Origin of the sequence: Carnobacterium alterfunditum DSM 5972 (assembly GCF_000744115.1) — a bacterium.
Classification (GTDB): Bacteria; Bacillota; Bacilli; order Lactobacillales; family Carnobacteriaceae; genus Carnobacterium_B; species Carnobacterium_B alterfunditum.
In genome coordinates this window covers 1,365,001-1,390,673 of sequence record NZ_JQLG01000004.1, presented here as the reverse complement: position 1 = coordinate 1,390,673, position 25,673 = coordinate 1,365,001, and the positions used below count along the sequence as shown (strand labels likewise).

The 25,673-nt window shown below is 37.4% G+C and carries 15 protein-coding genes, 7 tRNA genes, 3 rRNA genes and 1 riboswitch (1 of these 26 running past the window's edge); of the genes, 6 read left to right on the top strand and 19 right to left on the bottom strand.

What is annotated here, in order from left to right:
• Position 1: 1 nt before the first annotated feature.
• Entirely contained in the window at positions 2-736 is a 735-nt protein-coding gene (locus tag BR50_RS07010; RefSeq protein ID WP_034549054.1) for a metallophosphoesterase, read from the bottom strand.
• A 177-nt stretch (positions 737-913) separates the two neighbouring features.
• Between BR50_RS07010 and BR50_RS07005 the strand changes: the two genes are divergently transcribed.
• Genes BR50_RS07005 through BR50_RS06995 form a run of 3 tightly spaced genes read left to right on the top strand, consistent with a single transcriptional unit; the run spans position 914 to position 3,713 of the window.
• Positions 914-1,774 carry an efflux RND transporter periplasmic adaptor subunit gene (locus tag BR50_RS07005; protein WP_034547412.1) on the top strand — a complete coding sequence of 287 codons (861 nt, stop codon included), beginning with the start codon at positions 914-916 and terminating at the stop codon, positions 1,772-1,774.
• Positions 1,775-1,788: 14 nt separating this feature from the next.
• The gene (locus BR50_RS07000) at positions 1,789-2,490 is read left to right on the top strand and encodes an ABC transporter ATP-binding protein (RefSeq protein ID WP_034547410.1); all 702 of its coding nucleotides are present in this window, start codon (positions 1,789-1,791) and stop codon (positions 2,488-2,490) included.
• Positions 2,487-3,713: an ABC transporter permease gene (locus BR50_RS06995; RefSeq protein ID WP_034547408.1), complete on the top strand. Its 1,227-nt coding sequence runs from the start codon at positions 2,487-2,489 to the stop codon at positions 3,711-3,713. The genes BR50_RS07000 and BR50_RS06995 overlap by 4 nt, the downstream gene beginning before the upstream one ends.
• Before the next feature lie 286 nt (positions 3,714-3,999).
• On the opposite strand, the gene BR50_RS06990 is transcribed toward BR50_RS06995, so the two are convergent.
• From BR50_RS06990 to BR50_RS06980, 3 genes are all read right to left on the bottom strand, one after another.
• A complete protein-coding gene (locus BR50_RS06990; protein ID WP_034547406.1) occupies positions 4,000-5,391 on the bottom strand; it encodes an L-cystine transporter in 1,392 nt (463 codons plus the stop codon).
• Positions 5,392-5,647: 256 nt separating this feature from the next.
• Entirely contained in the window at positions 5,648-7,003 is a 1,356-nt protein-coding gene (locus BR50_RS06985) for a DUF1576 domain-containing protein (RefSeq protein ID WP_034547404.1), read from the bottom strand.
• A gap of 202 nt (positions 7,004-7,205) precedes the next feature.
• Positions 7,206-9,878, bottom strand: a complete 2,673-nt coding sequence (locus BR50_RS06980) for a cation-translocating P-type ATPase (protein ID WP_034547402.1) — start codon at positions 9,876-9,878, stop codon at positions 7,206-7,208.
• 371 nt (positions 9,879-10,249) lie between these two features.
• On the opposite strand from BR50_RS06980, the gene BR50_RS06975 reads away from it, so the two are divergent.
• Positions 10,250-10,939, top strand: coding sequence for a zinc metallopeptidase (locus tag BR50_RS06975; protein ID WP_034547400.1), 690 nt, complete (start codon positions 10,250-10,252; stop codon positions 10,937-10,939).
• A 95-nt stretch (positions 10,940-11,034) separates the two neighbouring features.
• On the opposite strand, the gene BR50_RS06970 is transcribed toward BR50_RS06975, so the two are convergent.
• The 6 genes from BR50_RS06970 to rrf (BR50_RS06945) all read right to left on the bottom strand — a co-directional run bounded on the left by BR50_RS06970 (position 11,035) and on the right by rrf (BR50_RS06945) (position 17,074).
• Positions 11,035-12,738, bottom strand: coding sequence for a Na+/H+ antiporter NhaC family protein (locus tag BR50_RS06970; protein WP_034547398.1), 1,704 nt, complete (start codon positions 12,736-12,738; stop codon positions 11,035-11,037).
• 97 nt (positions 12,739-12,835) lie between these two features.
• Positions 12,836-13,015, bottom strand: a riboswitch (Lysine riboswitch).
• Between the two features lie 254 nt (positions 13,016-13,269).
• A complete protein-coding gene (gene glmM, locus BR50_RS06965; RefSeq protein WP_034547396.1) occupies positions 13,270-14,628 on the bottom strand; it encodes a phosphoglucosamine mutase in 1,359 nt (452 codons plus the stop codon).
• Positions 14,629-14,683: 55 nt separating this feature from the next.
• Positions 14,684-15,847 (bottom strand): CdaR family protein, encoded by a 1,164-nt coding sequence (locus tag BR50_RS06960; RefSeq protein ID WP_051905759.1) that lies wholly within the window; start codon positions 15,845-15,847, stop codon positions 14,684-14,686.
• Positions 15,848-15,850: 3 nt separating this feature from the next.
• Positions 15,851-16,687 carry a diadenylate cyclase CdaA gene (cdaA, locus tag BR50_RS06955; protein WP_034547392.1) on the bottom strand — a complete coding sequence of 279 codons (837 nt, stop codon included), beginning with the start codon at positions 16,685-16,687 and terminating at the stop codon, positions 15,851-15,853.
• Positions 16,688-16,866: 179 nt separating this feature from the next.
• Positions 16,867-16,939, bottom strand: a tRNA-Lys gene (locus BR50_RS06950).
• A 19-nt stretch (positions 16,940-16,958) separates the two neighbouring features.
• Positions 16,959-17,074 (bottom strand): 5S ribosomal RNA (gene rrf, locus BR50_RS06945).
• A gap of 362 nt (positions 17,075-17,436) precedes the next feature.
• Here rrf (BR50_RS06945) and BR50_RS06940 point away from each other — a divergent pair.
• Both BR50_RS06940 and BR50_RS06935 read left to right on the top strand, forming a co-directional pair.
• A complete protein-coding gene (locus tag BR50_RS06940) occupies positions 17,437-18,945 on the top strand; it encodes a YfcC family protein (RefSeq protein ID WP_034547390.1) in 1,509 nt (502 codons plus the stop codon).
• A 45-nt stretch (positions 18,946-18,990) separates the two neighbouring features.
• Positions 18,991-20,328 carry a M20 family metallopeptidase gene (locus tag BR50_RS06935; RefSeq protein ID WP_034547388.1) on the top strand — a complete coding sequence of 446 codons (1,338 nt, stop codon included), beginning with the start codon at positions 18,991-18,993 and terminating at the stop codon, positions 20,326-20,328.
• Positions 20,329-20,741: 413 nt separating this feature from the next.
• On the opposite strand, the gene BR50_RS06930 is transcribed toward BR50_RS06935, so the two are convergent.
• The 9 genes from BR50_RS06930 to BR50_RS06890 all read right to left on the bottom strand — a co-directional run.
• Positions 20,742-20,813 (bottom strand) — tRNA-Gln (locus tag BR50_RS06930).
• A gap of 4 nt (positions 20,814-20,817) precedes the next feature.
• A tRNA-Tyr gene (locus BR50_RS06925) sits at positions 20,818-20,901 on the bottom strand.
• Between the two features lie 42 nt (positions 20,902-20,943).
• A tRNA-Thr gene (locus tag BR50_RS06920) sits at positions 20,944-21,016 on the bottom strand.
• Positions 21,017-21,038: 22 nt separating this feature from the next.
• Positions 21,039-21,110 (bottom strand) — tRNA-Glu (locus tag BR50_RS06915).
• Positions 21,111-21,302: 192 nt separating this feature from the next.
• The gene (locus tag BR50_RS06910; protein WP_034547386.1) at positions 21,303-21,578 is read right to left on the bottom strand and encodes a GNAT family N-acetyltransferase; all 276 of its coding nucleotides are present in this window, start codon (positions 21,576-21,578) and stop codon (positions 21,303-21,305) included.
• 1,679 nt (positions 21,579-23,257) lie between these two features.
• A tRNA-Thr gene (locus tag BR50_RS06905) sits at positions 23,258-23,330 on the bottom strand.
• A 40-nt stretch (positions 23,331-23,370) separates the two neighbouring features.
• Positions 23,371-23,443: transfer RNA gene (locus BR50_RS06900), tRNA-Asn, on the bottom strand.
• Positions 23,444-23,455: 12 nt separating this feature from the next.
• Positions 23,456-23,571: ribosomal RNA gene (gene rrf / locus BR50_RS06895) — 5S ribosomal RNA — on the bottom strand.
• 89 nt (positions 23,572-23,660) lie between these two features.
• Positions 23,661-25,673: ribosomal RNA gene (locus BR50_RS06890) — 23S ribosomal RNA — on the bottom strand (it continues 908 nt past the right edge of the window).

Below are 25,673 nucleotides of genomic sequence, written 5' to 3'. Positions count from 1 at the left end.
TTTATACTCTTCCATCCCAAACAAATCCTGCGTTGTCTATTTTGACATCTTTGACTAGTTCTTGTTTATTGAATAAAACACCATGAAGGGCTCCTCCATACACAGCCCCCCCATCTATACCGATTTTATGATCTTCTATCCATAGATCAGTTGTTTGATTGTCTCCATATAAAGCAGGCGTAATCGTATGACCAAATACAATTGTCTTTCCTGTATTATTTTTTTCTTTATGAAAGGGCTCACGGATCCAAACATAATCATAATCAGCTGTTTGGCGCCAGTCACTTTTAGTTAAATCAACACCAGCATGAACAAATAAAAAATCTCCCCATTCGTAGTACAGAGGCAATGTTTCAAGGAATGGTTGCAGCGTTGGATAACGACTAGTCAACATCATCACAATTTCAGTAGGTGAGTATTCATCGTCTAAACCAGGATGCAAGAAAGTTTCAAGAGTTTTCATACCACCGTTTAGACAATAAAGGCCATAATTTTTTTCTGGGTGGTTCATAAATGCCAACAACATCGCTTCATGATTGCCCTTTAAATAGATTGCTCCTTTTTGTTCTACCAACATCTTTGCCAATAAAAAACAATCTTTTGGATTTTCGCCGCGATCGCCTAAATCACCGATCAAAAGAAGCTGCTGTGTTTCTTCATTCCAATGAGTCAACATTTTTTTAAACAATGAAATTTGTCCATGAACATCTCCGATTGCAAATAATTCTTTTTTCATCATCCAACACCTCTTTGAACTTTTTATTATTATACCAGTTGATCAATGAATTTTATAAAATAATGATTTTATACTTTAGTTTACAAGACGTTAATCTAGACTATAAAAACCAGAATCATTATAATTAGTAAAACGTTTACCATTGCTAATGATAATACAGAAAGGAAGTATCAAACCATGAATTGGAAAAAAGGAATCGGAATTGTCATTGCTATTGCCATCATCGCTTTTATTTTTTATAGTGTTGTAAATTCTAACACTGAGGAAGAAGCAATCACTGTGCAAACTGCGAAAGTATCGCAAGAGACGATCAAAGAAACATTAAGTACAACTGGAATAATTGAATCTACTCAAACACAAGCTATTTTTGGTCAAGGACTTATTCAAGATGTGCCTGTAAGTGTAGGAGATGCCGTTGAAGAAGGCGCTAATCTTATTTCTTATAGTGATGGAACAAATCGGACAGCTGATTTTAATGGAACAGTCACGATCGTTAATGCAAAAAACGGTCAAATCGATTTAAGCAGTCAAAATGGTGAGCCCGCTGTTGCGATCGCTGACTTGAGCGATTTACAAGTTACGATCAATTTAAGTAAATCAGATGCAGCTCTTATTGAAGAAGGGCAAGTTGCCCTCTTAATGACTGGCGATAATTCATTTAATGGTACTGTATCGCATATTGATCCTACCGCTTCTACTGTGACAAGTCCGACCAGTACATCTATGGTTTTAAAGTCTATTGTTTCTTTTGATAAACCGCCTGAAGGCCTATTTGTTGGTTTCGATATTGATGTAGATGTGACAACAAACACTGCAGACAATGTTTTGGCCATTCCAATCGAAGCTCTATTATATGATGAAGACAATAAACCATATGTTTATGTTGTTGAAAATGAAAAAGCAATAAATACACCGATAGAATCTGGTATCCAATCCGCTACACACGTAGAAGTAACAGATGGTCTAACGTTGGATGACACGATCATCTTATCTCCAGATGATACGATCAGTGACGGCACCATGGTAACTAGTAAATAGAAAGGAGCTCAAACATGATCAGTATAAAAAATATCGTTAAAACTTATACTACTGGTGACGAAACATTAGTTGCATTAGATAATGTTTCACTAGAAATAATGGCTGGCGAGTTTACTGCAATAATGGGCCCAAGCGGATCAGGAAAATCGACGTTAATGAATATTTTAGGGCTATTAGATCGTTTTGATTCAGGCACTTATATACTCAACGGTCAAAACGTAAGTGATTTAAATGATAAAGAGAGTGCCAAAATTCGCAACAAAGAGATCGGCTTTATTTTCCAATCCTTTAATTTGATGCCTCGTATGTCTGTTTTAGAAAATGTTGAATTACCTTTAGTATACGCAGGTGTGAAATCTAAAGAAAGAAAAGAACGAGCTCTAAAAGCTTTAGAACGGGTCGGTTTAAGCGATCGCGTCAAGCATAAACCAAACGAAATTTCGGGTGGTCAAAAACAGCGAGTGGCCATTGCCCGAGCAATCGTAAATAACCCTTCTGTATTAATGGCAGATGAACCCACCGGAAACCTAGATTCCAAGACAACTGTCGACATTATGCGTATTTTTCAAGAGTTAAATGCTGAAGGAACAACAATTCTGATGATCACCCATGAATCCGAAGTATCTTTATACACTAAGCGGATCCTCACATTTAATGATGGTGCATTAGTGGATGACCAGCCTCAAAAATCAGTCTATAAAGGAGCTTTCGCATGACTATTCGTGAAAATTTCAAAATGGCCGTCGATAGTATCTTTTCAAACAAATTACGTTCTCTTTTGACTATGTTGGGAATCATTATAGGTATCGCAGCGGTTATCGCTATTTTATCAATAGGAAATGGTGCTACCTCAGAAATAACTAAAACGTTCAATGATTTTGGAGCTTCTACTATTTCATTATCTCTAAGCGACAATGCTTCAACTGATGCAACGATCACAGATGCAGACATCAACGCACTAAAAAAATCGATCCCTGAGATCACGCGTATTTCACCAGACAATACGGTCACTACAACCGTACAGTCAGATTTCGAAAGCCGCACAGCTGTAGCATTCAGCGGTACAACCGATTTACAATATACTAATCGATCAATGGAAAGTACACTCATCTATGGACGCTACTTCAATCAAAATGATTACGATGATGCAAAAGAAGTAGTCGTGATTACTGAAGATACAGCTACAACTTTATTCAATGGGCGTCAAAATGTGATCGGTGAGGATATCCAGCTACTCAGCAGTGCCGGAAACACCGTTAATTTAACCATTATTGGTATTGTAGAAGGAACCTTCAAAGAATTACAAGGCTCATTCGACTTAAGCCAAATGCCCTTATTTTTAGCCCTTCCTCTTACAACAATAGAAAAGTTAAACCCTACACTGCCCCTTATGAACAATTTGACGGTTCAAGTGACAGATAAGGATGCAATCGAATCGGTCTCTAATCGTATGGTCCGACTATTAGAAACAAGACATGACACTGTAGGAGAAAACTTTTATACAGCAACTAACTTCTTACAAGCTCTTGATCAAGTAGATTCAGTTTTAGGTTTATTTGTTAACTTTATTGCTGCCGTCGCGGCGATTGCTTTATTGGTAGGCGGGATTGGCGTCATGAATATTATGCTGGTATCTGTAACCGAACGAACACGTGAGATTGGGACAAGAAAAGCTTTAGGCGCGACAACGACTACCATTCTTTTCCAATTCCTAATGGAAGCCGTCATCCTAACTCTGATTGGTGGAATTCTTGGTTTATTCCTGGGTATACTCCTTGCAAATGGAATATCTAGTGCTTTAAATATCGTCCCTACTATTACCTTAGGATCTGTCGTCCTCGTTCTCCTCTTTTCTACTGCAGTAGGAATCTTTTTCGGTATTTATCCTGCTCGAAAAGCTGCAAAATTAGATCCAATAGAAGCTTTAAGATACGAATAATTTAAAAAAAGGTCTTTGAGTCTGCATTATTAGTCAAACGAAAACTTTTTTGATACTCATTAGATCAATAAACCTTCTTTATTAGTCAAATGAAAATATATGTTATGCTCATTTAATCAATATATTAAATTTATTAGTCAAAAAAAGCCTTATCTGGTACTTCTCTGATCAATAACCCTAAACAAAATCCCTTTTCATATTAAATACGTAGTGAAAAAGGATCAGTATCCAAATAAAAAGCGCACAAGAGTATTCTTGAACGCTTTTTATTTACTTTATTATTGCTTTAAATATCTGATTTTATAGCTGTTAAATCATCATTTAATATTTTAGCATCAAAGCTCTTAATTCTCTTTGATGAGATGATTCCAGCAATCATACTGCCATTTACATTTAACAATGTACGTCCCATATCAATAAGCGGTTCTACAGAAATAACCAACCCTACGATTGCTACTGGTAAATCTAATGCACCTAGCACGATCAACGCAGCAAATGTTGCTCCGCCGCCAACACCAGCAACACCAAATGAACTGATTGTAACAACAGCTAAGATAGTAAGAATATAAGCAGGACTAAAAATATCTATTCCTACAGTAGGTGCTACGATAGCTGCCAGCATAGCTGGATAAATACCTGCACACCCATTTTGACCAATCGATAATCCAAATGTTCCAGAGAAGTTTGCTGACGCTTGATCGACTCCTAAAGATTTTGTTTGTGTTTCAATATTCAAAGGTAATGCACCTGCACTTGAACGAGAAGTAAAGGCAAAACTCAGTACCGTAAATGTCTTTTTAAGGTATTGAATGGGGTTAACTTTTACTCCCATCAATATCAACATGTGGATCAAAAACATAGCGATAAGAGCTGCGTATGAAGCAATAACAAACATACCTAAACTAAGCAAGGCATTAAAGTCACTTGTAGCAAGTGCCTTAGTCATTAAAGCAAAAATTCCATAGGGTGTTAATCGCAATACTAAGGTAACAATGCGCATTACGATAGCATACAAACTTTCAATTATTTTAGCAAAAAACTCTCCTGCTTCTGGATCTTTACGGTGTACTCCTAAATAGGCTACTCCAACAAAAGCAGAGAAAATAACAACCGCAATTGTACTTGTCGAGCGTGAGTTTGATAAATCAGCGAAAAAGTTTACAGGGATAAATGCTATAATTTGTTCTGGAATACTTAAATCAGCGACTTGCTCTTGGCTGATATTTAATTCCTCGATACGTGCCGTTTCAGCTGTACCTTGTACAAATTCTGCGCCATCTAAATTAAATACCATAACACTCAATATTCCAATCAATGCGGCAATAGCCGTTGTTCCTAAAAGTGTTGCTAATACTGTAAAACTTATTTTGCCGAGGTCTTTTGACCCTTCAATTTTTGTAAATGCTCCTACAATAGACACAAAAATTAGTGGCATGATCAACATTTGTAAGAATTTAACATAGCCATTTCCGACGATATTGATCCAATCGATCGATCCAGTAGTGACCTCACTGCCAGCTCCAAAGATAAGCTGTAATATAGCTCCAAACACAACACCTGATCCTAAAGCAATAAAAACACGTGTTGAAAATTTTATGTGTTTTTTTTGTAATTGCCAGAATCCAACAAGTACGGCAATGAATAATACCAACACCATACCAATATAAAGATTTGTCATAATGATCCTCCCTTTTTTGCTTCCTTAATTGCGTTAAGAAAACAGATCCATCATAAGATTAAAGGTCTCAAGTAGCCCAGTCCAAAGTAACTACCCTAAAAACGAGGAAATTCCTTGCATTTTCAGTGATTCTTAAAGTTTACTTTACTTTTGTAAGGAAATCAAGAAAAAACGCAAAAAAATAAAGTCTTCAAACTAATGATGGATCATTAGTTTGAAAACTTTATTTTTTATTATTTCAATTATACTATTCAGATCATTGTTTGTTTTTTTCTAAGTCTTCAACGGGTTCAGTATTGATTAAAGGCTTTACAATACTTTTATTTTTTCTTTCTTTTTTATGGAAGAAAACGACTTCCAATAAAGGAACGATTATAGCCGCTGTAAATCCTCCTGAAAACCCATTGTTGTAAAGATTCATACCCGCATGTAAATAACTTATATTCGTTACGATAACCATATGCAAACCACCTGCCAAAATTCCAGCTATCACTCCATAGTGTCCGCTAACTGGTGCTAGAGTTGTCCCAAATAAAGCCGTAAGTAAAAAACTGGTACTTGATAATTCAGCTGATGTCAGCCAACCTACGATCAATACTCCTAACAGAATGGGGAAAACGTTTTTCACGTGCTTTCCATAGGCTCCAAATCCAACTACTGTAAATATTCCTCCAATAACTGGACCGTTTAATTCTCCCCTTACGGTTAAAACAAGCGTTGTCGTCAGAAAACCTAATAAAGCCATATTTATCAAAGTTAAGCCTAAACCATGATTCTTTATAAAATCTGTGCCGCCTTTTCCGTCTTCTTTCAAAAAAGCAGCGTATCCGGAAAATGAACTCTTATTAAAGTATAGTCCGCCACTAAACAATAATAAAAATAAACTATAAAGATAGATGGATAACGGTTGGTTGTAACCACTTGATACTAAATGAACCGTATCTACTTCTATTCCGTAGGCTCTAAAAAAAGCAATGAAAGCCATACCAATAATTCCAGCAGTAAACCCTATATTATATAGACTAAACCCTTTATGGAAACTTACAAAATGACGTGATAAAGGCGGCAAAATAAGACCAACAATGGCTCCAGCTATCCATCCTAAAAAAATCCCTGTAAAAAATGAGAATCCGCTGTTGAACGCTACTTCACTCACTAATGGCCCTAAAGCCGTCCCGTATAAAGCAGATAACAAATAATTCTTAAACGGAGTACGAGTCAATTTAGCGTACAAAAACACTCCCAAAATAATTGGGATAGAATTAAACAAATTTTTACCAAACAATGAAAATCCTGCTATCGTGAAGATAGCCGCAAGTAATGGACCAGATAATGCAACTTTTGTTGATCGGATAATGAATAGACTTTTTATGATCATCAATGCTGCATTGATGAATGCTGCGCCAACATTTGCCAATTCAAAATAATCTGTTACTAGATTAGCTGGAGAAATGAGAATTTTAAGACTTCCCTGCCAAATTTCTTCAAGTGTATTGAAGTGCAGTGCTAATCCGACTAACGTAAAAGAGAAAAAAAGAGCAATCATATATTTTATTCTTTCCATTACTACTGGATTCTCATCCTGTAAAGGTAGGAACCATAATTTTCCCATAAGCATCAACCTCTTTTCTTTAAAAAGCTTAATTAGACTTTAAAACCTTTTTTTAGATAAAGCGAGTACTTGCTATTAGAAAAATAATAACACGATTTTTCAATTGATACAATTTAATTTTAACTAAAAATAACTTTTTTGAGAAAAAGCACCCCTAAATATATAGGGATGCTTTTTCAAAATTTCAATTTCTTATCCTTCATTACTGTTCATCATTAGAAAACTTACGCATAAAGAACTTCACTATTTCCACTAAAGGAATAATTGAAATAGCTGCTCCAAATACCAACAACCATTGTTCAACATTTAATGGAGATACACTAAACGCATCATTTAACCCCGGTATTAAGATAACCACACTTAATAATGCAGCTGACAATAGAATTGCTAAGTTGAAAGCTTTATTTTTAAAGAAGCCAACCGTGAACAATGATTTTTTAATCGATTTGACATTAAAGGCATGGAATAACTGAAGCAATCCTAATGTGGCAAATACCATGGTTAACGCATCTGCATGGACCAACTCTACATCATTTGCATGCACTGGGTTGTTAGTTGCCCACCAGTAAACAAATAAAGTGATTATTCCTTCAAAAATCCCTTGGTAGATCAAGCTTGGCAAAACACCATTTGAAAAGAACGTTGCTTTTCGTCCTCTTGGTGGTTTTTTCATCGCATCTGCTTCTGCTGGTTCTAAGCCTAGTGCGATTGCTGGAAATGTATCGGTCACAAGATTGATCCATAAAATGTGAACGGGTGCTAAAATGCTCCATCCTAGTAGAGTAGCGATAAATAATGTCAGAACTTCTCCTAGGTTAGCCGATAATAAGAATTGGATAGCTTTTTGGATATTTGAAAATACCTTGCGCCCTTCTTCTACCGAAATGACGATCGTTGAAAAGTTGTCGTCTGCTAAGACCATATCGCTTGCACCTTTTGAGACTTCTGTACCTGTGATTCCCATTCCTATGCCAATATCAGCAATTTTAAGCGCAGGTGCATCGTTGACACCGTCACCAGTCATAGCCACGATTTTCCCCGCTTTTTGCCAAGCTTTAACAATACGAACCTTGTGTTCAGGAGATACCCTAGCATAAACAGAATAATCCTTTACCCTAGAAGCAAAATCATTATCATCAATTTGGTTTAATTCGGTACCCGTCAGCACACCGCCTTGTTGGTTTTCTGCTAAAATACCCAATCGGCGTGCAATAGCTTCAGCTGTATCTCTATGGTCTCCCGTAATCATGACCGAACGGATTCCAGCCTCCTTAGCGACTCTGACCGCATCTTTAGCTTCGGCCCTCTCTGGATCGATCATCCCGGTCATACCAGCAAAGACCAAATTTTGTTCGACTCCTTGCGTTGTGATATCTTTAGGCATTTGGTCTACGATTTTGTAAGCCATCGCCAACACTCTTAAAGCTTGAGTTGCTAAATCATGATTCGTATCTAAAATGGTTTGATTAGTTTTTTCATCTAATGGTGCTATCTTTCCTTTATTGTCTATTTGCGTACATCTTTTCAGCAGTTCATCCGGCGCTCCTTTTGCACTAATAAAAAATTTCCCATCCGGCAGCTGATGGATCGTTGACATCAATTTACGATCTGAATCAAAAGGAACTTCAGCAATTCGCGGCTCTTTAGATAATTCTTCTTGAACATTCATTCCTTTATCGATAGCGTATTGAACCATCGCTGTTTCTGTTGGATCTCCAATCAATGTTCCGTCATTCGCGACCTGTGTATCATTGCTATAGGTCATGACTCGAACAACTTGAGTCCCTAAATCAATATCTTCTTTAACATCTTGTATCACTCCATTGAAGTAGACCTTTTCAATAGTCATTTTATTCATCGTTAAGGTCCCTGTCTTATCTGTGCAAATAATATCAGTGCTGCCCAACGTTTCAACAGCTGGTAAATTTCTGATCAGTGCTTTGCGTTTTGCCATCTTTTGTGTACCTAAAGCTAAAATAATAGTCACGATTGCCGGCAGTCCTTCCGGTATAGCTGCGACTGCCAAAGAAATCGATGTCAACAACATATCTAACCATTCACGGCCATTGTACATCCCTACACCAAACATCACTACCGCAATAATCAAAATTGCAACGGTTAAATATTTTCCTAAACGGTTTAAATTTTCTTGCAAAGGAGTCATTGTTTCTTCAGAGGTTGCCAGTATATCTGCAATTTTACCTACTTCTGTATTCATGCCTGTTCCAACAACGACTCCTTCTCCACGACCATAAGTCACATTACTGTTCATGAAAGCCATATTTAGTCGCTCACCAATGCCTACCTTTTCATTTTCGATCACAGTAACATCTTTTTCTACCGCTTCTGATTCTCCTGTTAATGCAGATTCCTCTATTTTAAGTGAAGCACTTTCAAATAACCGTAGATCAGCCGCTACTACATCACCAGCTTCCAATAACAAGATATCTCCAGGAACTAATTGGTCACTTTTTAAAGAAATAACATTGCCATCTCGCTTAACTCTTGCTTCCGGAGATGACATTTTCTTTAAAGCATCAATAGCTTCCTCTGCTTTTGCTTCTTGATAAACACCTAATACCGCATTCAATACAACAACGACTAAGATAATAATGCCATCCGTGATATTTCCAAAAATAGCGGAAATGAGCGCTGCCGCCAACAAGACTAGAATCATAAAATCTTTGAACTGCTCTAGAAATTTAACGATTATACTCTTATTTTTCCCTTGATCTAATTCGTTTGGTCCATATTCTATGATGCGCTTTTCGGCCTCATTAGATGTGAGTCCTTTTTGAGTTGTTCCCATTTTTTTTAGAACGGTTTCTTCATCCTGAGTAAAAAAAGCTTCTTTAAGTTGCTGCTTTCTTTCCATCTATCATCCATCCTTTCCGGTCCAATCAAAATTATCATTAAAGACAAAAAAATTGATTCCCATTTATCAATCTGATTATAACTTTCACTGTTTTTTAAAGCAAAGTATACGTGTTTTAACGTTTTTTATTAAATAGAGTAGGAATACTAGTAGCTGTTTAACACCTAGTATTCCTGCAACACCACAAAAGCTCTTCTGGTGAATTGATGGTTCTACTTGTAGAGAACCAAGAGACGATCCGCATCATTTACACAGCTACAAGCAGTACCTATATTTCTTCAAAAATTCCATAATATTATAAAAATCTTCATATCTGGCATTCACCGCTTATGTTATACTAATCAAAAAGAAGTCGAAAGGTGGAAACTAAGATGTTTTTCTTTGACCCAACCTATATTTTAATTATTATTGGTGTTATATTGTCTGGAATTGCGAGCTCCTTCGTTAAAAGTACGTATAAAAAATATAGCAGCATTAATAATTCAAAAGGCTATACTGCAACTGAAGTTTCGCGTCTGATTTTAGATAATGCGGGATTACAGCATGTCAAAATTGAGGCCGTTAGTGGTGATTTAACAGACCATTACGACTCAAGTACCGATATTTTACGTCTTTCAGATACCACACGTCAGTCACGATCTGTTGCTGCTATTGGTGTTGCTGCTCATGAAGTAGGGCATGCCATCCAAGATCAAAGGAACTACATTCCATTAAAACTAAGAAGTGCGTTAGTTCCAGCAACAAATTTCGGACAAAAAATCTCTTTTCCCATGATTTTGTTAGGTTTTATTTTTGGTTACAATCAAACGTTGATCAATCTGGGTATCATTTTCTTTTCTATAGCATTGCTTTTCCAATTGGTTACATTACCCGTTGAATTTAACGCTTCTAACCGGGCCGTTGCTATTTTAAGAGATCACCAGATTTTAAGTCCTAATGAGGTCTCACAAGCTAAGAAAGTTTTAAGTGCAGCAGCACTTACTTATGTTGCGGCAGCAATTGCATCCTTCTTGCAAGTTCTTAGATTAGTTCTATTATTTGGCGGCAGAAGGAATGACTAACCAACGATCCATTATACAAAAAAAGAGAATCCAATTTGTGGATTCTCTTTTTTTAGTCAATCATTAAGTTGATGAAATTTAAAAAATTTAGTCTTCTATTTCTTTTCCTCGATCGGTTTACCAAAGAAATAAACGGCTAAAACGATGATGATCATCGAAATGGGAAGGACGATCCCTATCGGCATACCTAACCCGACTGGGATGAAGCCGAATAAAACAGCAATAGAACCAACTAACATGGCATAAGGTATTTGGGTTTTAACATGCTCCATATGGTTCACACCTGCACCCATTGAAGAAAGAATCGTTGTATCTGAAATCGGCGAACAATGATCACCAAAAATCGCTCCTGTTAAGACTGCTCCCGCAGACATAACAATAAATTCTGGATCTGGTGATAAAGCTGCTGCTAAAGGTATCGTCAGAGGCATCAAGATCCCCATTGTGCCATAAGACGTCCCAGTTGCAAAGGAAATGATGGAACCTAAGATAAAAATAACAGATGGCAGCAAGAATGCCGGCATAGAATCAGATAATAATGAAACTAAAAATTGAGCCGTTCCTAAATCGGTTATAATCTCACTTAATGACCATGCCAGTAATAGGATGGCCCCTGTGATAACAAGTGATTTCATCCCATTTATCCACGTTTCAACTGCTTTACCCCATGTAAATATCTTTTGTGATACTCCCATAGTCATAGCTACGATACTTGCCAACAGTGCTGCTTGGAACAATACGATGCTCGCATCCGATGCCCCAAAAGCTTCTTGGATGGACGTAAATGAAAATGGACTTTCTTTTAGCGAGTTTATTAATGCAGTATCTTCTCCTGTTAAGATAGCCTGATATCCATTGACGTAAAAACCAACAATAGCAACACCGATCAAGGTACTGATCGGAACAATCGCGTTCCAAATGCTCAGGTGTATCCCTTCAGCTGGCTCCATTTCATCAATTTCATTTGAAGCATTAGGATTGATATCTGCTTCATTTGTTTGATCGTATTTTCGCGCTCTTCTTTCTGCTGTCAGCATAGGACCAAATTCTCTTAAAAATACAGCTGTAGATAATACAAATAAAAGCATTAAAATATTATAAAAGCGATAAGGAATCGTTTCAACAAAAATACTATAAGCATTGACTTCTTGACCGATAGCTTCATACCCATCTTTGATCAATCCTACTTCGTAACCGACCCAAGTAGAAATCAATGCAATTCCAGCAATCGGAGCAGCTGTAGCATCTACGATAAAGGACAGTTTTTCACGTGATACTTTCTTTTCATCCGTTACTGGACGCATAACTGGACCAACAATCAATGAGTTTGCGTAGTCATCGAAAAAAAGTAAAATGCCTAAAATCCAAGTGATGATTTGAGCACTAATAGGACCTTTTGCTTTTTTGGATAGTGCATTTGCAATAGCTTTTGCTCCTCCCATTTTTGTCATCAGTGCGATCAATCCACCAATAGTGAGCACTTGTAAAATGATTCCTGCGTTCCACGGATCAGCTAATGAGTTTAGCGTATAATCAACTATACTTAAAAATGATTGAACGATCGCATAGAAAATCGATCCATCTGCTAAATGCAAGATAAACCCTCCAGCAAAAATACCAAAGAACAATGAAATAATAACATCCTTTGAAATAAACGCTAAAATAATGGATACAACTGGCGGTACTAGAGAAAACCAACCAAAGTCCACTGTGTCACCAGTAGCATCTCGAAACTCTCCATTCATTGAAAATAAGATAAACGCACTAATGAATAAACCGATAGCAACTTTCTTTTTCATTCTAAACTCCCTCTCTACTTGTGCACAAAAAAACACCTTGAGTTCTATACAACTCAAGGTGTTAGAATAGTTCCATATGTAATGTCCCTTTAACCCTTTTGTTGATAGCCCTTCAAAAACTTCATATTGAAATTTTCGACAGTGTTAAACATATTCTGTTTAACCCCAGCATACAGTACTTGGCAATACTGTACACTTCGGCAATTTCTCCTTTCCAGCTATCAGATTGTGCCTTCACAATAACTGTACTCTTAAAAATTGCACCTCTATCTTTCTATTAAATTATGGTTTTAAATATACTATATCGCTGATCATTATGCAACAAAAGTTACCTTAAATCTTTTTAATTCATGATTTATGCACTCTGTTAAAATAATTCAAGAACAATTTAATCAAAAACGACTGGCATATAATCCACGATTATTAAAAGAGCTCCTACACTACTTTCCAAAAAAAAAAAAGAGCTCTAAATCAATGATTTAGAGCTCTTTTTTTAGTTGTATTTATATCAGAACGACTAAGAAATAATTTTTATTCAGCCAAACCAATTTCTTCTTTTACAACAGCAGCAATTCGATCAACATAAAGATTTACTTTTTCTTGCGAAGGAGCTTCTGCCATTACACGAAGTAACGGCTCAGTTCCGCTAGGACGAACTAAAATACGTCCATTACCGTTCATTTCACTCTCAACTTCATCAATGATGGCCTTAATTGCTGGCACATCCATTGCTCCATTTTTATTACTAACGCGAATATTGACCAATTTTTGAGGATACGTTTGAACTTCTGCAGCTAGTTCTGAAAGTTTTTTTCCTGTTTCTTTCATAACATTCAACAATTGAATTCCTGATAACATTCCATCACCAGTAGTGTTGTAGTCTAAAAACACCAAATGTCCTGATTGTTCCCCACCAAAATTGTAGCCGTTTTTACGCATTTCTTCAACTACGTAACGATCGCCAACTTTCGTTTGAAGAGCAATCATATTGTTTGCCTCAATTGCTTTGTGGAATCCTAAGTTGCTCATAACCGTAGAGACGATCGTATCTTTTTTCAAACGGCCTTTTTCTTGCAAATATTTCCCACAAATAAACATAATCTTATCTCCGTCAATGATATTGCCTAACTCATCAATCGCTATGACTCTATCGCCGTCACCGTCGAAAGCTAATCCAGCATCGGCACCTTTTTCAACTACAAATTCAGCTAATTTCTCAGGATGTGTTGAACCAACACCATCATTAATATTTAACCCGTTTGGTGTTGATGCCATTACGTCGAACTCTGTTTCTAAATCTGCAAATAACCGATTAATAAGAGGGCTCGTTGCTCCATTAGCACCATCTAAACAAACTTGTAATCCAGCTAGATCATTTGGAATCGTTTGTTGTAGAAATTGAGTATATTTTAAAGCACCTTCTGGATATTCATCAACCGTACCTAAACCTTTTGCACTTGGACGAGGCAAATTATCAATATCTTCATCTAATAATGCTTCAATTTCTAATTCAGTAGCATCAAATAATTTATAACCATCTGATCCGAAGAATTTGATACCATTATCAGGTGCAGGATTGTGTGAAGCTGAAATCATTACACCTGCTGCTGCTCTTTGGATACGTGTTAAATAAGCTACTCCAGGAGTTGTTATGACGCCTAGTTTCATTACCTCGATTCCGACTGATAAAAGACCAGCAATCAAGGCAGATTCTAACATCTCACCAGAAATACGAGTATCTCTTCCAACTAAAACACGTGGATGTTCCTCACCTTCAGCATGCTGGGTTAAAACAAACCCGCCATATCTTCCTAATTTAAAAGCTAATTCTGGAGTTAACTCAGAGTTAGCAACACCTCTTACTCCATCTGTTCCAAAATATTTTCCCATTTTACTTTACCCCTTTTCAAAGTTCAAACCTTATTCATACAGGCTTACTTTTTTCCTATTCGCTTACTTCTTGACTAGATTCGCTTGATGACTCATCGGATTTTTCACTTGAAGAGTCTGAAGCAGAGTCTGAAGCAGGTTCACTCTCTGATTCTTCACTTTCAATTTGTGTAGATTCACTAGATGAACTAGAATTATTTGAACTTGAGCTTTCATCGTTTATTTCAGTAGTATTCTGTTCATTTTCCTGTGAGTTTTTTTTAGTAACTGTTATAGTTACATCAATTTTTTCTGGATCTATAATTGTTACACCATCAAGCAAGGGCAAATCAATTGTTTGAGTTGCTGTTTCAGTTATATCTGTTACATCAATATCGATTGGGTAGCTGCTCAAACTACTTAAGATTTCATTATCTGCTTGTACAGCAACTGTGGTAGCTGACTGGTTGCTAATGCCCAATTCATAGCTTAAATCAGCATCCGCAGTACCCATTTGGTTTAATACGATTGGTACTTCTTTTTTGATTGGATCGACCGGTATGCTCACCGTTACTTCACTAGGATTAAGTTCAACATCTAATTTTTCTCCATCAGCGTCACTAATTACAACAGGCAGCGTTTGAACGATATCTTCTGTGATACCCTCTTCTCCATTTACAACTACTTTAACTTCTTCAACTTGATCGATCGTAGAAGCCGTACCGGTTAATTCTATGGTTTCGTAATCAATAGTTGGTGTACCCGCTTCAAAATCTTCTTCAATCAAGGAATCGTCGAACTCAACTTCAACACTAAATGTTTCCACTTTCTTTTCTTCGATAGTTATCGTCACTTCTTCTGGTGAAACTTTATAATCTAGTTGCGGTGAAAGACCTTCTGCAACTAATTCAATTGTATGAGTACCGACCCCTAAACTATCTAAATCAGCTGCTACAATATCAAAATTTTTAGTCGTTTTTGTATTTAATACAATACTAGAAGGTCCTGATATATCAACTGAAACAGTTTCCGGAAAACCCGTTACGTAATAATTATCTTGGTCGATTTCAACGACAATTGGCACCTCAAGTATAGTATCCGTTGTAGTCGCACTGAGCCCATCAACATTACTGGCTGTTTGCCCCCTATTATTACTACTGTTTACATACGTAAAGAGAAGAATAGCAAATGCGAGTGCAACTATTTTTATAAACCATGGATTATTGTAAATCTTCTCCATTATTTAGAAGCCCCCTTTTTTAAAACTATCCACCAATTCTTGGAAAGAATTTTTCTTTACTTTTTCTTCATCAATAATCAAATTTTTACTTAAGAATTTCTCAAAATCTTCTTTGGATAATTCTCGTAACAATTCACCTTTATATGAAACGCTCACTCCACCAGTTTCTTCTGAAACAATAATAGTCACAGCATCGGTTACTTCACTTAAACCAATTGCAGCCCTATGTCTTGTTCCTAGTTCTTTAGAAATCAATGTACTCTCAGATAATGGTAAATAACTAGCAGCAGAGGCTATTTTATAATCTCTAATAATTACTGCTCCATCATGCAATGGTGTATTCGGAATGAAGATATTAATCAATAACTCGCTAGAGATATCCGCATCTAGGGCAATTCCTGTCCCGATAAATTCATCCAATTCTGTATCCATTTGGATAGAGATCAAAGCACCAATTCTTCTTTTCGCCATATATTGAACAGCCTTTACTAATTGTTGAACTAAATTTTCTCCAGGATTGATTTTTCTTTTTGTTCGATTAAAAATAGATCCTCGACCAAGATGCTCTAGCCCTCTTCGTAATTCTGGCTGAAAAATAATGATAACGGCAAGGACACTCCATTGGATCACTAAATCAACGATCCAGTCCACTGTTTGTAATCCTAGAAAAAAACTAGCTACTTTTATTAACATGATTATAGCAATTCCCTTTAATAATTGAACGGCTCTTGTACCACGCAAAATTTTAATAAGTTGGTAAATAAAAAATGTAACCACTAATATATCTGCTACATTAATAAAATTTCGCCACGTTACTAATTGTGACCAATCTATAGACATATACGCACCTCCGATAATCTTTCTCATTGTCACCTATTTTACAGTATACCATAATATCGTATACGAATAATATTATTCCATCTGATCGATAACCCCTCACTATCCTTAACTAATATGTCTACTTTTAATTTCAAATACAAAAAAACTTGCAACAATAACGCCGTTGCAAGTTTCAAATATGAGTCATGCAGGATTCGAACCTGCGACCCTCTGATTAAAAGTCAGATGCTCTACCAACTGAGCTAATGACTCAAATAAAACAAGTTAATCTGCGTGGCAACGTCCTACTCTCACAAAGGGAAACCCTTCACTACCATCGGCGCTAAGAAGCTTAACTGCTGTGTTCGGCATGGGAACAGGTGTGACCTTCTTGCCGTCATCACCACACATAGTTTTAACTTATTAAATTTGTTTCTTTTTATAATACTTGGTATAATCAACGAAATAGAATGAAATCCCAAAACGTCTTTTTAAATCTTACCGCATCTTAGTAAATATTTCAAGCTTATTTAAAATAAAAGTGTTAAATGTCGTCTATTTCTTATTTATTATGCCTAATTTATCGTGAAATAACTTTTTATTTTTTTATAATTAGATTGTAAGCTCTTACTTAATAGGGATTTCATTTCTTGTTTTTTTCGAACGACATTTACGTTATCGCTTTTATTAAAGAAGGGAGGCTAAAGGTACTATTTAAACAAGTGCAACTTAAGAAAAGTCATTTGATAAGCATAGAGGAGGAGATTATTTTGGAAAACAATAAAAAAACTAAAAAGAAATTTTCAATGCCATCGTCATTTACTGTTTTATTCCTTATTATCGTCTTTATAGCAATTTTGACTTGGATCATCCCTGCTGGAGTATACGATATGGACGATGCTGGTAATATTTTGTCAGGTACGTACCACACCGTAGATTCACAACCACAAGGTATCTGGGATATCTTTATTTCCCCTATAAAAGGGATGTTAGGTACAGAAACAACACCTGGCGCTATTGAAATTTCTCTATTTATTTTAATTCTCGGAGGATTTTTAGGCGTTGTCACAAAAACAGGTGCTCTTGATGCGGGTATCGCATCAATTGTTAAAAATTATAAAGGAAAAGAAAAAAAATTAATTCCTATACTCATGCTATTGTTCGCTATAGGAGGAACTACTTACGGGATGGCTGAAGAAACAATGGCCTTTTATCCTTTAATCATTCCAGTTATGATCGGTGTTGGTTTTGATACTATCGTAGCGGTTGCAATTGTTTTAGTTGGTTCACAAATAGGTGTTTTAGCTTCGACAGTAAATCCTTTTGCTACCGGAGTTGCTTCTCAGGCACTGTCTATCAGTCCCGGAGAAGGAATCATTTGGCGGCTAATCTTTTTTGTTGCCATGTACGCCGTTTCTACACTTTATGTTTATCGTTATGCTATGAAAGTTGAAAAAGATCCAAGTAGTTCTTTAGTTGCCTATCAAAGAGAAGAAAATATCGCTTACTTTAAAATTCCAGAAGATCAAGAAGAAATGAATAAACGTCAACGAAATGTAATGATTTTATTTGCTTTATCTTTTCTTATTATGATTATGTCTTTGATCCCTTGGACAGCTCTGAGCGAAAATTGGACATTCTTTGAAAGTCTTAACGCTTTCCTACTTGGTATACCGTTCATTGGTACTCTTCTTGGCGAAAGAATGATTCCTTTAGGCGACTGGTATTTCCAAGAAATCACCATGTTATTTTTCTTAATGGCTGTTTTAATTGGATTATTTTATAGAATGCCCGAAGGTGAAATTGTTGATTCATTCATGGATGGAGCAAGAGACTTATTGAGCGTAGCCTTAGTTGTAGCTCTTGCTCGTGGTATACAGGTGGTTATGAACGATGGCCTGATTACTGCTACTATTTTAAATTGGGGAGAAAAAGGATTGAGTGGATTATCTCCAATTATTTTCTCTATCTTGACTTATATCTTCTACATCCCAATGTCTTTCTTAATTCCTTCTACTTCAGGATTAGCCGCTGCTACTATGGGTATTATGGGGCCACTAGGGAACTTCTCTGGCGTACCTGAACATTTAGTCATTACTGCTTACCAAGCTGCTAGCGGGTTCATTAATTTGATTACTCCTACTTCTGGAGTTGTTATGGGCGCTTTAGCCATCGCTCGAATTGACGTAACCGTTTGGTGGAAATTCATGTTTAAACTAATGGTTATCATTTTCGTGATCTCTTGTATTATTCTTGGTATAGCTGCCGCAGTTAGCTGAGCAGATAGATAGCTTTATTACTTTTATAAATGAATGGAGAATTTCATGAAAAATTTTATTCAAGAACAACATAAAGTAGATTGCATTGAAGCAATCAAAACATTAATTTCTTATCCTTCTTATTTAAGAGAAGACCACCAAGGAAAAACTCCTTTTGGTGATGATATCCAAGCTGTTTTAGAAAAAACACTTACAATTTGCGAAAACTTAGGTATGAAATCTTTTATTGATCCAAAAGGGTATTATGGATACGCGGATTATGGTGAAGGAGAGGAATCTTTAGCTATCCTCTGTCACCTAGACGTTGTACCGCCGGGTAATTTAGATTCTTGGGATACCAATCCTTTTGAAGCCATTGAAAAGAACGAGGCACTATATGGAAGAGGATCTCAAGACGACAAAGGACCAGCAATGGCTGCTCTTTATGCTTTTAAAGCAGTTGTAGACTCCGGAGCTACATTTAATAAGCGCGTACGTTTCATTTTTGGTACAGATGAGGAAACGCTATGGAGATGCCTAGATCGTTACAATAAATTAGAAGAGCCTTCAACGATGGGTTTTACTCCTGACGCTGAATTCCCATTAACTTATGCTGAAAAGGGATTATTGCAAGTCAAACTTCATGGACCTGGAGATCAAGAATTAAGAGTAAACTGCGGAAAATCTTTGAACATTGTTCCGGATGAAGCAGCTTATCAAGGTCCCCTTAACGTTACATTAGAAAATGAATTAAAGTCATTGGGTTATGAATACCAATTATCAGATGGGCAGGTGATCGTCAAAGGTAAAGCTGTTCACTCTAAAGATGCACCTGAAGGAGTCAACGCTATAACTCGGCTAGTCACTGCACTTTCTTCATCTATAAAAAATGAGACGCTTGCCTTTATTACTGAGAAACTAAAAGATGATGCAACTGGTCAGACTATTTTCGGTAAAATAAAAGATGATATTTCTGGACCACTTACTGTAAACTTAGCCACTCTATCTATTGACGATAAAGAGTCCACGATTGGATTAGATTTAAGAATTCCAGTTACAGCTGATAAAGAAGAAATCGTCAAAAAATTAACAGCTAGTGCAGCAGAGTATCAACTGAACTATGAGGAATATGATTATCTTGCTTCCCTTTATGTTCCAAAAGATAGTTTATTGATCACAACTTTATTAGATATTTATCGTGAAAAAACTGGAGATAAAAGTGACCCACTAACTACCGGAGGAGCAACATTTGCGAGAACAATGAAAAATTGTGTGGCTTTTGGTGCTGTATTCCCAGATTCTGAAGTTACTTTCCATATGCCTAACGAAAAAATGACCTTACGCGACATCTATAACGCAATGGACATTTATGCAGAAGCTGTTTACCGCCTAGCTTGCAAATAGTGGTTCTACGTCAAATGATACGGATACTTCAAAATAAAATTTCTTCTGAAATGAACGGGTCTGCTTGTTGAGCCGCTGGACCGACTGCAAACCATGATATACTTGGGCATTAATTGCCCATAGTGCTTCATTTCATGCTGCAAGCAACCCTATTCCTTCAGAACTTTTAGGTAAGTAATTGGATTAAATTTATCAACACTAATAATTATAGAACCTAAATAATAAAAAACAAAAATGCTGATGAGTTTTTACTCATCAGCATTTTTGTTTTTTCGTTAAAGGATACTTTATTTTTCCAAATTTCTTACAAGAGTATAAAATAAAAAAAAGACCATTCCACTGCTAGACGACAGCGAAATGATCATTAGTAAATGGGTAACAAAAAACCCATCTATTTATTTGTACTTAATCAACTGGGCTAGCTGGATTCGAACCAACGCATGAGGGAGTCAAAGTCCCTTGCCTTACCGCTTGGCTATAGCCCATTAATGGTGGAGGGGGGCAGATTCGAACTGCCGAACCCGAAGGAGCGGATTTACAGTCCGCCGCGTTTAGCCACTTCGCTACCCCTCCGCAATAAAATAATCTATACTATTAAACGACTTTCTAAATGTATGCCGGCTAAAGGAGTTGAACCCTCGACCCTCTGATTACGATTCAGATGCTCTACCAACTGAGCTAAGCCGGCAAGAAATCAATAATAAAGAATATGACCCGTACGGGAATCGAACCCGTGATACCGCCGTGAAAGGGCGGTGTCTTAACCGCTTGACCAACGGGTCATACGCGCTAAAAATATTCAAGCACAAGATTTATTATATAAATAATTCATCAGAATGTAAAGTCTATTCTTCCATTTTTTTGTATTTTTAATCATTTTATAATATTTCATCCTTAATCAAAAAAATAACTACGAATAATTTCTACCCGTAGTCACTTAGACAAAAAAATTGTATTCAATGTGACGATCACTATTAAGCTTCTATCATTTTATATTTTTCAGGTTTTCTATTAAATAATTCTTTTGCATATGGGCAAAGCGGAACAATTTTTTTCCCTTCACTTTGCATTTCCTCAACAACTCTGTCTACTAGTTGAGCAGCAATACCTTGACCTCTTAAAGATGGATCAACAAATGTGTGGTCTAAGATCACTTTATCTTCACCTGAAGGAATATAGGTCACTTCAGCAATCATTTTTCCAGATTCATCATTTTTAAAGAAACGATTCTCACTCTTTTCAAATTCCATATTAACACTTCCTTTATATTTACTTCATTCAGTTTAACACTTATTAAATTAGATACCAAGAAAAGCCTTACAAAAAATAAAGGCACTTTTTTTTGCTGATACATATCCTAATCTTCTCTATTTACTTCACTGCTTCTAATCTATTAGAAACCATTTTAGAATCCTTAAAAGAACTCTCTCAAATTTTTATAGGCTTATTCACTTTTTTCTGATCGTGATTTAACATAAACTTTTGCACTGACTGTCTTAACGAATTGAAATAAGTTATCCGCCCTTCTAGCGCTGATTCCTGGAACTATGATTGTTTGCTGATTAGATTGTCGCCTTTTGCAAGAAAATGACCTGCAGACTGTTAAAGCACCTGGGTGTACTGACGCATTATCTAGCCAACCTATATTAGGGTTTACTGATGGCTTCATCGCCTATCTTAAATATTGTTGCTTATTCTCCTTCTCGACTTATAACCTCTGCAAAGTTGGGTTCTATAATTTTAGTGGTAATAGATTTAAACCAACTGCTTATCCAAAAATTTCTAGAAGAGTAGGGTTGCTTGTAACCATATATATGATTATACATACTCGATAACTTACTCAGAAAACGTTCTGCAGAACTAGTACTATTTATTATAAGAGGAATCTAATTGATTTAAGAACTATTAAAAAAGAGGATTGCACATCTGTAGATAAACTAATCAGAGAAGCATTTTTAAAATCAAAATATGGTTATAGCAACGAATCGGAACTTGTAGATAAGCTTCGTTTAGAACCAAGGTATAATTATGAATTAGAAATTGCAGCATTTGAGGAGAATAAAATCATCGGCATGGTCTAATGAGTGAAATAAAAGTTGTTGATAAAAATATGGAATTTATTGGCTTAGTATTAGTACCTTTTGCTGTATTACCAAGTTACCTAAAAAAATGTAGGCAAATTTTTAATCCATAAATTAGAAATTAGGGCATGTGAATTTTTTTATCCATTTATCAATATATTAGGAGATCCTGATTATTATACAAAATTCGATTATCAAATCGTCAGCAAATTTAACATAAGAGCACCTTTCGATGTTCCAGATGAGGCCTTTATGATTAAACCTTTAGTTGCGGATGGATTAAAAGATGTATCTGGGATTATTGAATATCCTAAAGCATTTGAATGATAGAAGAAGCAGAGATGAGAATTCTTTACTTCTTCTGTTTACTATATTTTTTTATTTGGTAATTAATATGCTTAAATTTTCCAGCATTTTCATTTATCAAATTAAGTTATCCCTTTCTTGCTCATTAAATATAGCTTAAAGACACTTCTAGTATCCTCTAAATAATGGAGAGATTTTCTTGGGATTTGATTTCTTCTAGCAGATGCGATGGAAACAAATGATTGATCCACTTGATTAAAATCTATTTCTTTTGGTGAGCTACCTTTTTGGAGTAGGCTGTTAAAATATTCATTTAAAGCTTATTGGGATGGTATTTCTGAATCTGAAAAACAGATAACAAAATTATTTTGATTACTCATTATCTTCCGAGTAGAGAGCTCTTTTCTATAAGCAAACCCGATCATTTCAGAAAAAAATTTCATTTTGAGGTATCCACACCCTTTGACGTAGAACCTTGATCTTACGATCTACGCAAAAAAAAGAAACCTTATTTTCATAAGGTTTCTTTTTCAGTTGCATGAAGCCACTTGCCGGATTCGAACCGGCGACCTCTTCCTTACCATGGAAGCGCTCTACCGACTGAGCTAAAGCGGCACTACTAGATTAACCTATTATTTATCTGCAAAAAAAAAAACTCCACAAGTAGGGCTCGAACCTACGACATCATGATTAACAGTCATGCGCTCTACCAGCTGAGCTATTGCGGAATAATTGAATCTGCGTGGCAACGTCCTACTCTCACAAAGGGAAACCCTTCACTACCATCGGCGCTAAGAAGCTTAACTTCTGTGTTCGGCATGGGAACAGGTGTGACCTTCTTGCCATCATCACCACACAATTTCAATCAAGAGAACATTATTCTCTCAAAACTGGATAAGTTAAAAATCGTTTCCGTTCATTGACCGTCTATCACCGTTTAAATCTTTGGTTAAGTCCTCGACCGATTAGTATTGGTCCGCTCCATATATCGCTATACTTCCACTTCCAACCTATCAACCTGATCATCTCTCAGGGGTCTTACTCACTTACGTGATGGGAAATCTCATCTTGAGGGGGGCTTCACGCTTAGATGCTTTCAGCGTTTATCCCGTCCACACATAGCTACCCAGCAATGCCCTTGGCAGAACAACTGGTACACCAGAGGTGTGTCCATCCCGGTCCTCTCGTACTAAGGACAGCTCCTCTCAAATTTCCTACGCCCGCGACGGATAGGGACCGAACTGTCTCACGACGTTCTGAACCCAGCTCGCGTACCGCTTTAATGGGCGAACAGCCCAACCCTTGGGACCGACTACAGCCCCAGGATGCGATGAGCCGACATCGAGGTGCCAAACCTCCCCGTCGATGTGGACTCTTGGGGGAGATAAGCCTGTTATCCCCAGGGTAGCTTTTATCCGTTGAGCGATGGCCCTTCCATACGGAACCACCGGATCACTAAGCCCGACTTTCGTCCCTGCTCGACTTGTAGGTCTCGCAGTCAAGCTCCCTTATGCCTTTACACTCTGCGAATGATTTCCAACCATTCTGAGGGAACCTTTGGGCGCCTCCGTTACACTTTAGGAGGCGACCGCCCCAGTCAAACTGCCCGTCAGACACTGTCTCCCAGCCCGATAAGGGCTGTGGGTTAGAGTGGTCATACAGCAAGGGTAGTATCCCACCAACGCCTCCACCAAGACTGGCGTCCTGGCTTCATTGGCTCCTACCTATCCTGTACAAGCTGTACAAACACTCAATATCAAACTGCAGTAAAGCTCCATGGGGTCTTTCCGTCCTGTCGCGGGTAACCTGCATCTTCACAGGTACTATAATTTCACCGAGTCTCTCGTTGAGACAGTGCCCAGATCGTTACGCCTTTCGTGCGGGTCGGAACTTACCCGACAAGGAATTTCGCTACCTTAGGACCGTTATAGTTACGGCCGCCGTTTACTGGGGCTTCAATTCTGAGCTTCGCCCTAAAGCTAACCCATCCTCTTAACCTTCCAGCACCGGGCAGGCGTCAGCCCCTATACGTCATCTTACGATTTTGCAGAGACCTGTGTTTTTGATAAACAGTCGCCTGGGCCTATTCACTGCGGCTGACCAATTGGTCAGCACCCCTTCTCCCGAAGTTACGGGGTCATTTTGCCGAGTTCCTTAACGAGAGTTCTCTCGCACACCTTAGGATTCTCTCCTCGACTACCTGTGTCGGTTTGCGGTACGGGCAGTTTGTTTCTAACTAGAAGCTTTTCTTGACAGTGTGACATCGGGAACTTCGGTACTTAATTTCCCTCCCCATCACAACTTGTTCTTAAAGAAGCAAGCATTTGACTCACTTCAAAACTTGTTGCTTGGACGTGCATATCCAACAGCACGTATTCCTTAGCCTACTGTGTCCCTCCATTGTTCAAACAAAACAAACTGGTACAGGAATCTCAACCTGTTGTCCATCGTCTACGCCATTCGGCCTCGACTTAGGTCCCGACTAACCCTGGGAGGACGAGCCTTCCCCAGGAAACCTTAGTCATTCGGTGGACGGGATTCTCACCCGTCTTTCGCTACTCATACCGGCATTCTCACTTCTAAGCGCTCCACTAGTCCTCACGATCTAGCTTCAACGCCCTTAGAACGCTCTCCTACCATAGAACCAATGGTTCTATCCACAGCTTCGGTGTTATGTTTAGCCCCGGTAAATTTTCGGCGCAGGGTCACTCGACTAGTGAGCTATTACGCACTCTTTAAATGATGGCTGCTTCTGAGCCAACATCCTAGTTGTCTAAGCAACTCCACATCCTTTTCCACTTAACATAAACTTTGGGACCTTAGCTGGTGGTCTGGGCTGTTTCCCTTTCGACTACGGATCTTATCACTCGCAGTCTGACTCCCGGATATAAATCAATGGCATTCGGAGTTTATCTGAATTCGGTAACCCTAGAAGGGCCCCTAGTCCAAACAGTTGCT

Excerpts from the sequence above, each read along its gene's own strand:
- BR50_RS06975 (WP_034547400.1), top strand. The coding sequence starts at position 10,250 with ATGTTTTTCTTTGACCCAACCTATATTTTAATTATTATTGGTGTTATA.
- BR50_RS06910 (WP_034547386.1), bottom strand. The coding sequence starts at position 21,578 with ATGGAATTTGAAAAGAGTGAGAATCGTTTCTTTAAAAATGATGAATCT.
- BR50_RS06995 (WP_034547408.1), top strand. The coding sequence starts at position 2,487 with ATGACTATTCGTGAAAATTTCAAAATGGCCGTCGATAGTATCTTTTCA.
- BR50_RS06980 (WP_034547402.1), bottom strand. The coding sequence starts at position 9,878 with ATGGAAAGAAAGCAGCAACTTAAAGAAGCTTTTTTTACTCAGGATGAA.
- cdaA (WP_034547392.1), bottom strand. The coding sequence starts at position 16,687 with ATGTCTATAGATTGGTCACAATTAGTAACGTGGCGAAATTTTATTAAT.
- BR50_RS06960 (WP_051905759.1), bottom strand. The coding sequence starts at position 15,847 with ATGGAGAAGATTTACAATAATCCATGGTTTATAAAAATAGTTGCACTC.
- BR50_RS06985 (WP_034547404.1), bottom strand. The coding sequence starts at position 7,003 with ATGGGAAAATTATGGTTCCTACCTTTACAGGATGAGAATCCAGTAGTA.
- BR50_RS07000 (WP_034547410.1), top strand. The coding sequence starts at position 1,789 with ATGATCAGTATAAAAAATATCGTTAAAACTTATACTACTGGTGACGAA.
- BR50_RS06935 (WP_034547388.1), top strand. The coding sequence starts at position 18,991 with ATGAAAAATTTTATTCAAGAACAACATAAAGTAGATTGCATTGAAGCA.
- BR50_RS07010 (WP_034549054.1), bottom strand. The coding sequence starts at position 736 with ATGAAAAAAGAATTATTTGCAATCGGAGATGTTCATGGACAAATTTCA.
- BR50_RS06970 (WP_034547398.1), bottom strand. The coding sequence starts at position 12,738 with ATGAAAAAGAAAGTTGCTATCGGTTTATTCATTAGTGCGTTTATCTTA.
- BR50_RS07005 (WP_034547412.1), top strand. The coding sequence starts at position 914 with ATGAATTGGAAAAAAGGAATCGGAATTGTCATTGCTATTGCCATCATC.
- BR50_RS06990 (WP_034547406.1), bottom strand. The coding sequence starts at position 5,391 with ATGACAAATCTTTATATTGGTATGGTGTTGGTATTATTCATTGCCGTA.
- glmM (WP_034547396.1), bottom strand. The coding sequence starts at position 14,628 with ATGGGAAAATATTTTGGAACAGATGGAGTAAGAGGTGTTGCTAACTCT.